General features: G+C 56.5%; 11 protein-coding genes. 2 read left to right on the forward strand and 9 right to left on the reverse strand.

Features of this window, described 5'->3' with window-relative positions; all coding sequences use genetic code 11:
* The first annotated feature begins 34 nt into the window (after positions 1-34).
* Entirely contained in the window at positions 35-1,174 is a 1,140-nt protein-coding gene (locus tag LG323_RS02055; protein WP_404418600.1) for a DUF294 nucleotidyltransferase-like domain-containing protein, read from the forward strand.
* 133 nt (positions 1,175-1,307) lie between these two features.
* Here LG323_RS02055 and LG323_RS02060 read toward each other — a convergent pair whose 3' ends face one another.
* From LG323_RS02060 to LG323_RS02090, 7 genes are all read right to left on the reverse strand, one after another.
* Positions 1,308-1,760 carry a copper chaperone PCu(A)C gene (locus tag LG323_RS02060; RefSeq protein ID WP_404418602.1) on the reverse strand — a complete coding sequence of 151 codons (453 nt, stop codon included), beginning with the start codon at positions 1,758-1,760 and terminating at the stop codon, positions 1,308-1,310.
* Positions 1,761-1,771: 11 nt separating this feature from the next.
* Complete coding sequence (locus LG323_RS02065; RefSeq protein WP_404418604.1) at positions 1,772-2,380, reverse strand: SCO family protein; 609 nt, start codon at positions 2,378-2,380, stop codon at positions 1,772-1,774.
* 44 nt (positions 2,381-2,424) lie between these two features.
* Complete coding sequence (locus LG323_RS02070) at positions 2,425-2,793, reverse strand: hypothetical protein (protein WP_404418605.1); 369 nt, start codon at positions 2,791-2,793, stop codon at positions 2,425-2,427.
* Positions 2,794-2,858: 65 nt separating this feature from the next.
* The gene (locus LG323_RS02075; protein WP_404418607.1) at positions 2,859-5,630 is read right to left on the reverse strand and encodes an ATP-binding protein; all 2,772 of its coding nucleotides are present in this window, start codon (positions 5,628-5,630) and stop codon (positions 2,859-2,861) included.
* Positions 5,623-5,820, reverse strand: coding sequence for a hypothetical protein (locus LG323_RS02080; RefSeq protein WP_310696236.1), 198 nt, complete (start codon positions 5,818-5,820; stop codon positions 5,623-5,625). The genes LG323_RS02075 and LG323_RS02080 overlap by 8 nt, the downstream gene beginning before the upstream one ends.
* Complete coding sequence (locus LG323_RS02085; protein ID WP_404418609.1) at positions 5,817-7,844, reverse strand: exonuclease domain-containing protein; 2,028 nt, start codon at positions 7,842-7,844, stop codon at positions 5,817-5,819. The genes LG323_RS02080 and LG323_RS02085 overlap by 4 nt, the downstream gene beginning before the upstream one ends.
* Before the next feature lie 12 nt (positions 7,845-7,856).
* The gene (locus LG323_RS02090) at positions 7,857-8,237 is read right to left on the reverse strand and encodes a response regulator transcription factor (protein WP_404418611.1); all 381 of its coding nucleotides are present in this window, start codon (positions 8,235-8,237) and stop codon (positions 7,857-7,859) included.
* A gap of 122 nt (positions 8,238-8,359) precedes the next feature.
* On the opposite strand from LG323_RS02090, the gene LG323_RS02095 reads away from it, so the two are divergent.
* Positions 8,360-9,319 (forward strand): calcium/sodium antiporter, encoded by a 960-nt coding sequence (locus tag LG323_RS02095; RefSeq protein ID WP_404418613.1) that lies wholly within the window; start codon positions 8,360-8,362, stop codon positions 9,317-9,319.
* A gap of 9 nt (positions 9,320-9,328) precedes the next feature.
* On the opposite strand, the gene trkA is transcribed toward LG323_RS02095, so the two are convergent.
* Together trkA and LG323_RS02105 are read right to left on the reverse strand one after the other, a co-directional pair.
* On the reverse strand, positions 9,329-10,705 hold the full coding sequence (gene trkA / locus LG323_RS02100) for a Trk system potassium transporter TrkA (protein WP_404418615.1): 1,377 nt from the start codon (positions 10,703-10,705) through the stop codon (positions 9,329-9,331).
* Positions 10,706-10,732: 27 nt separating this feature from the next.
* Positions 10,733-12,271: a TrkH family potassium uptake protein gene (locus tag LG323_RS02105; RefSeq protein WP_404418617.1), complete on the reverse strand. Its 1,539-nt coding sequence runs from the start codon at positions 12,269-12,271 to the stop codon at positions 10,733-10,735.
* Positions 12,272-12,308: the final 37 nt, after the last annotated feature.

Here is a 12,308-nt window from a genome sequence, read left to right on the forward strand (position 1 = left end):
GCTAAAATGAAAATAATAACAACAAGGAGGCTGTATGCAGTTTCTGGCACGCTCTTCACCCTGGCGAGACCTGTTTCAAGACCCACGGCAACTTGAGGGTGTCACTGCAGGCGTGGTTCGGCCTCTGGCTGAAGTCATGGAATCTTTCCCCCGGGATCTTCAGACTGAACAAGTTAAATCCTGGCAGCTGCAGCTGGTCAAGGCCTTGCAGCGCCTGGATTTGCCCGCCTGGCGCATCAGTCAGTTGATCAGTGACCATAATGCCTGGCTGTATCGCAAGGCTGTAGAAGACTCTCTGGCGGAAATGCACAGCCACGGCTGGGGGAAGCCTCCGGTGGGTTTTTGTGTGCTTGTGCTGGGTTCAGGTGCCCGCAGTGAAAGCCTGCTGCGACCCGATCAGGACAATGCCATGATCCTGGAGGACTACCCGCTTGAGCGGCATCAGGAAATTGACACCTGGTTTCAGCATCTGGGAGAGCGCTTTACCGAAAAGCTGGATCAGGTCGGTATTCCCCTGTGTCAGGGTCATGTCATGGCGCGCTGGCCGCTGTGGCGCAAGCCTTTAAAGGAGTGGATTGCCCAGATGCGTATCTGGAGTTCGGATCGCATCGTCAAACGAGTGCAGCTTTCCAATATTCTGCTGGATTTCACCCCTGTTTACGGTGACTCCGGCCTGGAAAAAGCCTTTCGGAAAGAGTTGCAGCAACTGCTTCCCGGAGCCAGCGGTTTTTTGCATGAAATGGGTGAATTGCTGGATGAAATCCCGGTTGCCCTGGATGGTTTTGAACGCTTGGCAGGTGATCAGGAAGATGCGCCTCATTCCCATGCCCTGAATCTGAAACGTCAGGGTCTTCTGCCTCTGCAATCCACGGTGCGCCTGCTGTGTCTGATCAAGGGGGTTTTCGATGGGGTCAGTACACGGGATCGCCTGACAGCGCTGGTCACCCGCCAGGTATTGCCGCCCGAAGAGGCTGCTGACCTGGCTGCTGCTTTGCAGAATCTTCAGGCGTTACTGCTGACGGCCCAACTGAAAAGTCTGGATGCAGGCCGCAAGGCAGACAACTGGGTTGACAGCCGAAACCTGACGTCACGGGAAAAAAGTTTGCTGAAACTGGATTTGAAGCTGATACGCAACCTGGTCAGGAAAACACGCAAGCAGCTGCCTTCCCTCTAAAGAGAAGGCAGCTGCTTATTAATCGCGCAGGGACTGCGCTCCCACAAAGGGACTGCGCTCCTACAAAACTGTCTGTGGAAGCTCACTTTAATTCTGTGGGAGCTCGCTCCGCGAGCGATAATCGTGCGCGCAGCTATTTTGTGTGCATGGAATGCGCTCTCACGTTGCGTACCGGCACGCTGAGTTCAATCTGGCTGCCATCATCCAGGGTCAGGGTGACTTCAACCTGGCTGCCGGGGGTCAGGGTTTCCTTCAGATTGATTAGCATCAGGTGCAGGCCACCCGGCTCCAGCAGGGTTTTTCCCTCGGCTGGAACCTCTATGCTTTCGACCCGGCGCATTTGCATGACACCGTCCACTTTGGTGTGGGTGTGCAGCTCAACCACTTCTGAAACCGGGCTGGAGGCTGCAACCAGAGCACGCTGTTCGGAGCCCTGGTTATGCAACTCCATGAAAGCAGCGCTCACCGGGGAGCCGGGAGGTACAGCCCGGACATAAGGATCCTGAACCTGCAGTTCCTGGGCCAGACTGGCCAGGCTGAAGGTCAGCAAAACGACAAGTAAAAAGGGTTTCAATAAAGACTTCATGGTCGTGTTTCCTATTCTGGAGACTTCTCAAGGGCATCAATCAGGGCTTGTTGTAGCTGATTGCCACTGCTGTTGTGGGAGAGGGTTGTGACCAGCTCCCCCTTGTTGTTGGCCAGATAAAAATCCGAGGTGTGGTCAACGGCATAACCCATGGCCGAATCCACCTCCACCCGCTGATAATAGGCACCATACTGGCGGGCCAGCTCTTTCAGCTCTTCCTCTTCACCGGTCACGCCGATAATACCGGCCTCAAAGAATTCAACATAAGCCTGCAGGCGCTCAGGTGTGTCCCTTTGCGGGTCTACAGAAATGAAAATCGGCTGCACTCTGTTGTTGAGTTCTTCCGGCAGGTTTTTCAGGGCTTTTGCCAGAAAAACCATGGACATGGGACAGATATCCGGACACCAGGTATAACCAAAATAGATCAAGGCCAACTGGTCATCATCCAGGTCGCTCAGGGAAACTTCCCCTTGTTTGCTGTCCAGGGTAAAGGGGGCACCGGTGGGCTGGGAAGCCACAAGGTTTTGCGGGTTCTGGCTGCTGCCTGTCCAGATTTGCAGGCCTGCAAAAATGGCCAACAGGGCAAGGCCTACCCAAAGCAGGGTTCGATTTAATCGCATCTTGACTCTCACAGTGATTGATTCTTGCTAACAGTTTGGGTGCTTCAAGCCTGTAAGGGAGGTGCGCGGGGGGGAGGACGTAAATGGTCGCCGGGTTTGGAAGCAGAACGAACCCTGGCCTGGGACACCGCCTGTTGCGGTGACTCGGGAAGAAACAGATCGGCTTGCTGACTGAGGGCCGGGGAGGTGGTGCATTCGGGGCAGGGATGATTGGGCTGAAGGGATTTCAGTCTTTCCCCCTGGTTGTTGAAAACCAGGCGTTCACTGCTGCCCTGCCAGCTACAGATTTCCAGAGTGCCGTCAGCATGCACCAGCAGGGGCGGCACGATAAAAGGCGTTAATACCCGCTGCGTGATGACGGCCAGAGCCATCAACAGCATCAAGGTATTGAAAGTACGCCTTGTTCTTAGCATGGGAGACCCGAGAAAACCAGTAAGAGCAACAAGAATACCAGTAAAAACAACCGGCAACCAGAGGGTCAGTTTTGACTGGTTGCAGGCGCTTCGGAGGATTCTTCCTCCGGTGCTTTGGGCAGCTCAATGATCAGTCGGGCACCCGTGAGTTCCTGAGGGCCTTCCACCCAGAGGCGACCCCCCAGATGGGCAATAATGCCCCGGCTGATGGGAAGCCCCAGGCCACTGCCCTTGGGCCGGCTCTTGTCATGGCTCTGACCGTGTTGTTGCTGGATCTGGTGGAATTTTTCAAACACCTTTTCCCTTTCCTCCTCGGCAATTCCCGGCCCATTGTCTTCAACCGAAAGACGCCAGTGTTTTTTCCAGGTCTGGAGTTTCAGTTTGACCTGGGGGTTATTGCTGTCGGCAAATTTGCGGGCATTATCCAGGAGGTTGATCACCACCTGCTGCAGGCGATCCGGGTCGGCCACCACCCAGGCCTGAGTTTCGGGCAGATCCACTTCCAGGTTGACCTGGCGCTCCTGATAAAGCTGGGTGATGGCATCCGCTGAATCCTGTGTGAGCTGTTTGAAATCCAGCCTTTCCGGGTTGAGCCGCATGCGCCCGGATTCCAGCCGTGCCAGATCCAGGATTTCTTCAATCAAACGCGAAAGCCGCTCACTTTCCTTGACGATCACTCCTAAAAAGTGGGCCTGCTTCTCAGGTTCCACGGTTGGGCTGTCACGCAGGATCTCCGCAAAGGCTCTGATGGAGGTCAGGGGCGTGCGCAGCTCATGGCTGACCATGGCCACAAACTCATCCTTGAGGCGATCCAGTTCGCGAAGACGTTCGTTGGCGCTGCGCAACTCTTCGCCGATACGAACCAGTTCTGCTGATTTCTGTTCCAGACGCTTGTTGTACTCCAGTGTCTGGCTGGTGGTATCCAAAATACTGAGCACCGCCTCCAGATCCAGGGCTTCGCCGCGCACCACCGAGTTGATCAGAACCCTGGCTGAAGCACTGCCCAGAGCCCCGGTCAGGGCCTGTTCGGCCTGACTGATCAGGTCGGGAGGGGCGATTTGTTCATTATCGGCCGTGGGATTCTGGGTATCACCAAATTTCCTGAATACCCGCTGGGTACTGGCCTGACCCAGATAGCGGTTGAGCAGCTGGTAGAGTTCGCCCCGTGTGGTTTGTCCGAGCCAAAGCGGGGTTTGCATGACGTCCGGTCTCAGGCCTTCGGTGAAAAGCGCCGCCTGGGTCTGCTCCAGGCTGTTCTGGCGGGAAAACAGGGAAATCCCCACGAGCAAACCAACATTAACCAAAAGGCTCCAAAAGATGGCATGGGTGTAGATGTCCCAGCCTTCCAGGCCAAACAGGGCATAGGGTTTAAGCCATTCAATACCCCAGGGGCCTGCCTCGATCAGAGTCATGGACAGCCAGCCGGACTGGGCAAAGCCGGGAATCAAAAGGGTGTGGGCCCAGACCAGAAAGCCCCCGATCAGGCCCAGAGTAGCCCCACGGCTATTGGCTCCCCGCCAGTAAAGCCCCAGCAGCAGGGAGGGGGCAAACTGGGCTGCTGCTGCAAAGGAGACCAGACCGATGGTCACCAAACTGTAGGATTCACCGATCAGGGCATGGTAAAGGTAGCCCAGCAGCAGGATCAGCAAAATGGCGATACGGCGAATACCCAGTAGCCAGCCACTCAGGTTGCGGGTGGGGTCCAGATGCAACCACTTCCAGCGTAATAATACCGGCATCACCAGATGGTTGCTGATCATGGTGGACAGGGCAATGGTTTCTACAATGACCATGCCGGTGGCTGCCGCCAGACCGCCGATAAAGACTATCAGAGGCAGGGTTTCCAGACCGGCCGACAAAGGCAGAGTGAGCACAAAGCTGTCCGGCTCCTGGGCGGCGCCACCCAGCAGCACCCCGGCAAAGGCAATGGGTATGACAAACAGGTTGATGGCTATCAGATACAGGGGAAACATCCAGCTGGCGCGTTTGAGGTGGGCTTCATCAACATTTTCCACGACCAGTACCTGAAACTGGCGGGGCAAGGTGATAAAGGCCAGGGTGGCCAGCACCAGAGTGCCCACCCAGCCCACAGCACCTCCAGGCACGGCATCCAATCCCATGCTGTTGATCAGGTCTGGATGTTCTGCTGCCTGGCTGAGAAGATCAACAGGGCCGTTGTAGAGCCAGAAGACCACAAAGAATCCCAGGGTCAGAAAAGCCACCAGCTTGATGATGGATTCAAAGGCAATGGCAGCCACCATGCCCTCGTGGCGCTCACTGGCATCCAGATGGCGGGTGCCAAACAGAATCGTGAAAACGCCCAATACCAGAGCAACCCAGAAGGACTTGTCCATCCAGAAGCTCTTGTTGGCCACATCCGAGCCGGAATAGGGGTACTCGGTCAGTACCGCATGGCTGATGGTAATGGCTTTCAGCTGTAAAGCGATGTAAGGCATGATGGCCACCACTGCGATCAGGGTGACCAGGGCCGCCAACTGCCCGCTTTTGCCATAGCGGGCACTGATAAAGTCGGCAATGGAGGTGATTCGCTGGGCGCGGGCAATACGAACCATCTTGCGGATCATCACCCAACCCAGGAGCATGGCCAGAGTCGGCCCCAGGTAAATCAGCAGGAAACTGGGTCCAGAATCGGTGGCCCGCCCGACACTGCCGTAAAAAGTCCAGGCCGTGCAGTAGACGGCAATGGAAAGGGTATAGACGAGCGGTGAATTGATGACCGAACGTCCCGTTTCAGCCCGCCGGTCACCCCAGGCTGCAATCAGAAACAGGATGGCCAGATAGCTGAAAGCAACAGCCAGGGTGATCCAGTCACTCATCCTTGCTTCCCTCCAACAGCCAGGCAGCCAGACCAATCACCCCCAGCCAGACTGCAAAAACATAAACCGGCAGCCAGGAAATCCCGGAAGCTGAAGGTCGGTCAAACAGCAGCAGGAGCGGAGGTGTGAACAGCAGGCCAGCAAGCAGTGTCAGCCCGATCAGGCGTGCCTGGTTGACCGGCTTTTTCATGATGCTTCCACCTGGGCTTTCTGCAGCTCCAGGGCATCCTTGAGCGTGTGGATGCCACGCGCTTCCAGGCGTGGCAGCAAGGCCAGCAGCAGTTCCGCCGTTACCCTGGCATCGCCCAGAGCGGTGTGACGGGTTCCCGGAGGAAAGGTCAGCTTGAAGCGCTCGGCCAGATCATCCAGGCCGTGACCTTCCAGATTCTTGTCCAGCCCCCTGGACAACAACAGGGTGTCGAGTACCGGCATGTTGAATTCAATATCCAGTTCTTCGGCCTCCAGATTGATGGCCAGCAGATCAAAGGCGGCGTTGTGAGCCACCAGAATGCCATTGCCGACAAACTCCCGAAAACGCGGCAGCACCACCTTCAAGGGGGGAGATTTCTCAACGTCGGCATCCGTCAGGCCGTGTATCCGGGTGCTGGCAGGCGGGATGGGACGATTGGGATTGACCTTCTGGTCGAAAACCTCCTGGGCCAGCAGGCGACCTTTAAGCAGGCGACAGGCACCGATGCTGATCACCTTGTCGCCCTTGCGCAGCTCCAGTCCGGTGGTTTCTGTATCAAAAACCACCATTTCCAGCTGGTTGAACCGCAGTTGCCCCAGTTCATCCGTGGGTGCAGGCAGATCAGCAATACTGAAGTCATGAAACTCGGGGCGTGACTCTATGGCCGGGGGTGGGGGGTAGACGCGTTTGGCCGCTGGCAGGGGAATGCGCAGGCGGGCATAAACCCCATCTGCATCCTGCAGACTCCACCAGTCACTGGAATGACGACGTAAAATGTCGCCCATACGGGGTGACATGTCTTCATCGGCCAGCGTCATTTCCTGCCATTCCTGCAGCAGGCTGAGGCTCAGGGGCTCGCCCTTCCAGATCAGATCCAGATAAACACGGTTGTTGCCCAGCTGGATTTCACTTTCAAAACTCGTTTGTCCGGTGGCCTCCTGCAGTTGGGTGAGTAAACGTTGCAGCAGTGCCAGCAGGCTGGGGCTGTCGGCTCGCAACCAGACGGGGATACCGATGGGGGTCAGTTGCAGTTGTTGATCCAGGCTGGGAAGAAGGGCCTGCCAGAGATCATTGGACCAGGTGTCCGAAAGTTGCCCCTGTTCCAGATGCAGGTTTTCCAGCAGTTGGGCCAGTTCACTGATCAGGCCGCTGAGAGCCTGGCTGTCCTGATGCATGGCTGTTTGCAGGCGGTTGTTGAGTTCCGGGCCGGTGTTGCCACTGCTGAGCACTTCTCCGGCGGTGGCCAGGTTGGCGGCATGCCCACGTAAGGCTGGCAGCAGACTGCCCAGGGGTTTTCGCCAGCGCTGATCGGTTTGTTGACGCTCAGTGGCATCTTCCAGAGTGACCAGGGCCTCACCCTGGCTGGCCAGTACCTGGCGCAGATCACACAAAAACCAGCGATCCTCGTGAGGCAGCAGAAGTTGACGCGGACTGCCGTCCTTGGGGAGCTGGTGAAGGGCATCGCTCAGGCTGGGAGCAGGCAGAAGCTCCTCCAGCCTGCGGCCCAGACCCAGGGCAGGATTCTTGGCGAATAGCTGTTCGGCTGCCGGGTTGAAGAGCAGCAGCCGCTGGTGGCGGTCACAAAGCAAGAGGGGAACTTTCAGCACCTGCAGCAGTGCTTCCAGCTCCTGACGGATTCGGGCGGCATCCTTGGCCCCCTGGATCTTGGCTTCTCCCAGCAGGGCACGATCATTTCGCCAACCCTGACGCAGGCGTTCCAGATCGGGCTGCAGCACTGTCAGCCAGCCTTCCGGAGGAAAGTCATTCTGGGCATCAGGGTTGCCCGCCAGACGTGCCAGTTGCACCTGCAGATGTCGTAGGGGGCGGAATAGTTGCACTTCCAATGGGAGTCCGATCAGAATCAGTAGCAGGCCCGCCGACAGGCAGAAAAACCAGAGCAACAGGCGTGCAAAACCTTCCGGCTGCAGCTGACTTTCCAGCCAGAGGCCACTGAGCAGGCCCAGAAAAATACTACTGCCGGTCAGCAGCATCCAGAGTCCCAAGAGTTTCTGACGATGCGGCATGCTTCAGGCTCCCTAGTTATTGTTATCCTTTTCCTGGATCAGGGCGGTTACCTTGTCCACCAACTGACGGGTGGAGAAGGGTTTGGTGACATAGTCATCCGCTCCCAGAGCCAGCCCTTTTTCTTTTTCAACTTCGCGCCCATGGGCTGTCAGCATGATGATGGGCAAACGCTTGAATTTATCCTGCTCACGCAGGGTTTCCAGAACTTCAAAGCCGCTGATTCCCGGCAGACTGATATCCAGGAGCAGCAGGTCGGGTTGAAAGGAAGCCACCAGCTCCAGGGCCGTTTCACCCTCTTCGGCTGTCTTGACCTCAAAACCGGCCTGCTGCATCAGGAACTCCAGCGACAGAACAATATTGGGTTCATCATCAACCACCAGAACCTTGGCCATGCGATCTCTCCTGAAGTTTGTATTTTATTTCAGTCTAGTGGCTTGCAGGGATTCTGGAAAGGCGACCAAGGACTCATACTCGGTTACAATGGCTTTTTATTTGAGTAGGGAGTGAAGCAAGCGTGTTATTACAATGGCTGGCGGTTGTTGCGGGTCTGATACTTCTGGTCTGGAGTGCGGATCGCTTTGTCATAGGTGCCTCGGTGACTGCAGAAAAACTGGGCGTTCCGGTTCTGGTCATCGGTATGCTGCTGATGGGGTTTGGTACCTCGGCACCGGAAATGCTGGTTGCCATTCAGGCTTCCCTGGATGGCAGTCCTGATCTGGCGGTGGGGAATGCTTTGGGTTCCAACATTGCCAATATTGCCCTGATTCTGGGCCTGACCGCCCTGATTGCTCCCATTCCAGTGGCCACCGGCCTGGTGCGCAAGGAAATCCCTCTGCTGTTGGTGGTGACTCTGGGCGCGGCCCTGTTGTTGCTGAACCAGCAGTTGGACTGGTGGAAAGGGGTGTTGCTGGTAGTTGGCCTGCTGGCCTTTATCGGTTACAGCTACTGGCTAACCCGCCAGGGCCAGAGTGATGCCCTGCTGGAAGAAGTGGAAAGCACTCTGCAGCCCATGTCCACAGCCCGTGCGCTCTTCTGGTTGCTGGTGGGGCTGGTACTTTTGATTGTCAGTTCGCGTCTGCTGGTCTGGGGGGCGGTAGAACTGGCTTTGTCCTGGGGTGTCAGTGAAATGGTGGTGGGCCTGACCCTGGTTGCGGTTGGCACCAGCTTGCCGGAACTGGCAGCCAGCCTGGCAGCAGCCCGCAAGGGGCAATCGGAACTGGTGCTGGGCAATATCATCGGTTCCAACGTCTTCAATCTGTTGGCGGTGCTGCCCATGCCTGCTTTGCTGGCCAGTGGCAGCCAGCTGGGCTCCGAATTACTCTGGCGCGACCTGCCGGTGATGCTGGGGCTGACTGTCCTTTTGCTGCTGGTTTCTCTGGGTCGTCAGGGTCAGGAAAGGATCAACCGCCTGGAAGGGGCCGGTCTGCTCTTGTGCTTTGTCGGCTACCAGGGCTGGTTGTTCCTGGGTTCCTGAACCTGACTGTCAGATAAAGGTGATACCCACCGCAAAAAGCTGTTCCACTTCACGGATTTTGCGTTTGTCGACCAGGAAAAGGATGACCTGGTCTTCTGACTGGATAACCAGATCGCCATGGGCAATCAGAACTTCCTTGCCGCGCACCAGCGCCCCTATGGTTACCCCTTCAGGCAGGTTGATCTGTTCCAGGGATTTGCCAACAATCTTGGAGCTTTTTTCATCCCCGATGGCTACGGCTTCGATGGCTTCAGCCGCGCCGCGCCTCAGCGAATGCACATTCTTCACCTGACCTCGGCGCACATGGGTGAGGAGACTGCCGATGGTCGCCAACTGGGGTGAGAAAGCAATATCCACTTCACCGCCCTGTACCAGATCCACATAGGCGGCATTGTTGATCAGGGTCATGACCTTGCCAGCACCCATGCGTTTGGCCAGCATCGACGACATGATGTTGACTTCATCGTCATTGGTGACAGCGCAGAAGATATCCACGTGATCGATGCTTTCTTCTTGCAGCAGGGTTTTGTCGGTTGCCGTGCCATTCAATACCACCGTGCGTTCGAGTTTTTCCGCCAGCTCCACACAGCGGGCCTGGGAGTACTCAATCAGCTTGACCTGATACTCTTTCTCCAGGCTTTCCGCCAGACGTTCACCGATATTGCCACCCCCGGCAATGACAATGCGCTTATAGCTGTGATCCACCTTGCGCATTTCACTCATGACCGTGCGGATATCCTTGCGCGCGGCTATGAAAAAGACTTCGTCCTCTTCCTCAATCACCGTGCTGCCCTTGGGCAATAATGCCTGGTTCTGGCGATAAATAGCCGCAACCCGGGTATCCACATTGGGAATATGCTGGCGTAGGGCGGAGAGTTGCTGACCGACTAGAGGGCCACCCCGGTGTGCCTTGACGGCCACCAGCTGCACCAGGCCCCCGGCAAAGTCCAGGACCTGAAGTGCGCCGGGGTATTCAATCAGGCGACGAATATGATTGGTGACCACCTGTTCGGGGCTGATCAGCACATCAATATCAAAACCCCGTTCGGTGCGGAACAGACCCTTGCGTGACAGGTAGGCAGCAGAGCGTACCCTGGCAATCTTGCTGGGCGTGTTGAATAAAGCGTGGGCGACCTGACAGGCGACCATGTTGACTTCATCGGAATTGGTCACCGCAATGATCATGTCGGCATCCTCGCAACCGGCCTGGCGCAGAACCGCCGGGTAGGAAGCCTTGCCCTGAATAATGCGAATATCCAGTTTGTTCTGCAGATCACGCAGGCGGTCGGCATTGGCATCAACGATGGTGATATCGTTTTCCTCACCGGCCAGATTTTCAGCCAGGGTGCCACCGACCTGTCCTGCACCAAGAATAATGATTTTCATAACTAAAACTCCTTCGAGTGGCCGGGATCAGGAACGCCAGAATGCACGGGTAAAGAGAATCATGAAGGTCACGATTTCCAGGCGACCCAGAATCATGCCCAGAGCCAGCAGCCATTTGCCCAGATCCGGCAGGCTGGAAAAGTTACCCGCAGGGCCAACCGTCACACCCAGTCCGGGGCCGACATTGGCCACAGCAGTGACGGCAGCGGTAAAACTGGTGATGAAATCCAGCCCCATAAAAGACAGAGCCAGAGCCAGGGCGGCAATGGTGGCAAAGAAAAAGAAGGCAAAGGCCACCATGGAGCGAATGACATCATCCGGGACGTGGCGGCCATTGTAACTCTGGGAAAAAACCCCGCGCGGGTGGAGAAGAGCCAGCATCTGGTTGCGCATCAGCATGATCGAGAGCTGGTGACGAAACACCTTGAACCCCCCGCTGGTGGAACCGGAACACCCCCCGACAAACATCAGATACAAAAAGAAAATCACCGCAAAGGTGCCCCAGCCATTGTAGTCACTGGAGGCATAACCCGTGGTGGTAACCACCGAAACAATATTGAAGGCTGCATGGGTCAGGGCCTCAAACCAGGGCCATTCACGCTGGGTGATCAGATAAAGACTGAGCAAAAGAATGGCCGTCAGCAAAATCTTGGATAAGGCATGCACCTGACTGTCCCTGAATAGGGGTAGAGGCCGCCCCTGGATCAGGTGCACATAGAGCACAAAGGGTAGAGCCCCCAAAAACATGAACAAAATACTGATCCACAAAATCCAGGGCGTCTTGGCGAAATGCCCCATGGAGGCATCGTAGTTGGCAAAGCCGCCAGTGGCCGAGGTGGTCAAACCATGCACCAGGGCATCAAAGCCATTCATGCCCGCCAGCCAGTAACTGAGAATACAGGCCAGGGTGAGACCCAAATAAACCTTGCCGATGGCCTTGGCAATGGTGCCTGAGCGGGGCATGGCTTTTTCCGACCAGTCGGAGGATTCAGACTGGAAAAGGCGCATCCCACCGACCTGCAGGAAGGGCAGGATGGCCATGCCCAGAACGATGATCCCGATCCCCCCCAGCCACTGCAGTATGGCGCGCCAGAGGAGAATGCCGTGGGACATGGTGTCCAGCCCGGAAAGAACCGTGGAACCGGTGGTGGTCAGCCCGGAGACGGACTCAAACATGGCATCGGCCACGGAGAGCTGGGTGGTACCAAAGTACAAAGGAATCGAGGAAAAGAAGCTCAGGACGATCCAGCCCAGGGAGGTCAGCAGAAAAATCTGGCGTCCCCGTAGATTGAAGGGCACCAGGGAACCCAGTACCACCATGGCTCCCCCGGACACCAGGGTGAAGAGCATGGAATAAAAGAAGATTTCGGTGTCTTCAGGCTGCCCTTCCAGAGACAGCAGAATCACCGGAGCCAACTGGAAACTGCCCAGTAACAGCAGCAGCATACCCAGAAGCTTGATGATCGGGGCCAGCCATTCAAAAACCTGGCGAAAGGGAGAGTATTCCTGACGCCGATCCGCATGGCTCTGATTATTGGGTACCTGGTGCCTGGGTGAAGATTGCATAAGCGTCCCTGTGGGAATCCTGGAATCAAAGCGGCTA

It is taken from the genome of Marinospirillum sp., from assembly GCF_044810985.1.
Taxonomy (GTDB): Bacteria; Pseudomonadota; Gammaproteobacteria; order Pseudomonadales; family Halomonadaceae; genus Marinospirillum.

Coding starts and splice junctions, on each gene's coding strand:
- LG323_RS02055 (WP_404418600.1), top strand. CDS start 35: ATGCAGTTTCTGGCACGCTCTTCACCCTGGCGAGACCTGTTTCAAGAC.
- LG323_RS02060 (WP_404418602.1), bottom strand. CDS start 1,760: ATGAAGTCTTTATTGAAACCCTTTTTACTTGTCGTTTTGCTGACCTTC.
- LG323_RS02065 (WP_404418604.1), bottom strand. CDS start 2,380: ATGCGATTAAATCGAACCCTGCTTTGGGTAGGCCTTGCCCTGTTGGCC.
- LG323_RS02070 (WP_404418605.1), bottom strand. CDS start 2,793: ATGCTAAGAACAAGGCGTACTTTCAATACCTTGATGCTGTTGATGGCT.
- LG323_RS02075 (WP_404418607.1), bottom strand. CDS start 5,630: ATGAGTGACTGGATCACCCTGGCTGTTGCTTTCAGCTATCTGGCCATC.
- LG323_RS02080 (WP_310696236.1), bottom strand. CDS start 5,820: ATGAAAAAGCCGGTCAACCAGGCACGCCTGATCGGGCTGACACTGCTT.
- LG323_RS02085 (WP_404418609.1), bottom strand. CDS start 7,844: ATGCCGCATCGTCAGAAACTCTTGGGACTCTGGATGCTGCTGACCGGC.
- LG323_RS02090 (WP_404418611.1), bottom strand. CDS start 8,237: ATGGCCAAGGTTCTGGTGGTTGATGATGAACCCAATATTGTTCTGTCG.
- trkA (WP_404418615.1), bottom strand. CDS start 10,705: ATGAAAATCATTATTCTTGGTGCAGGACAGGTCGGTGGCACCCTGGCT.
- LG323_RS02105 (WP_404418617.1), bottom strand. CDS start 12,271: ATGCAATCTTCACCCAGGCACCAGGTACCCAATAATCAGAGCCATGCG.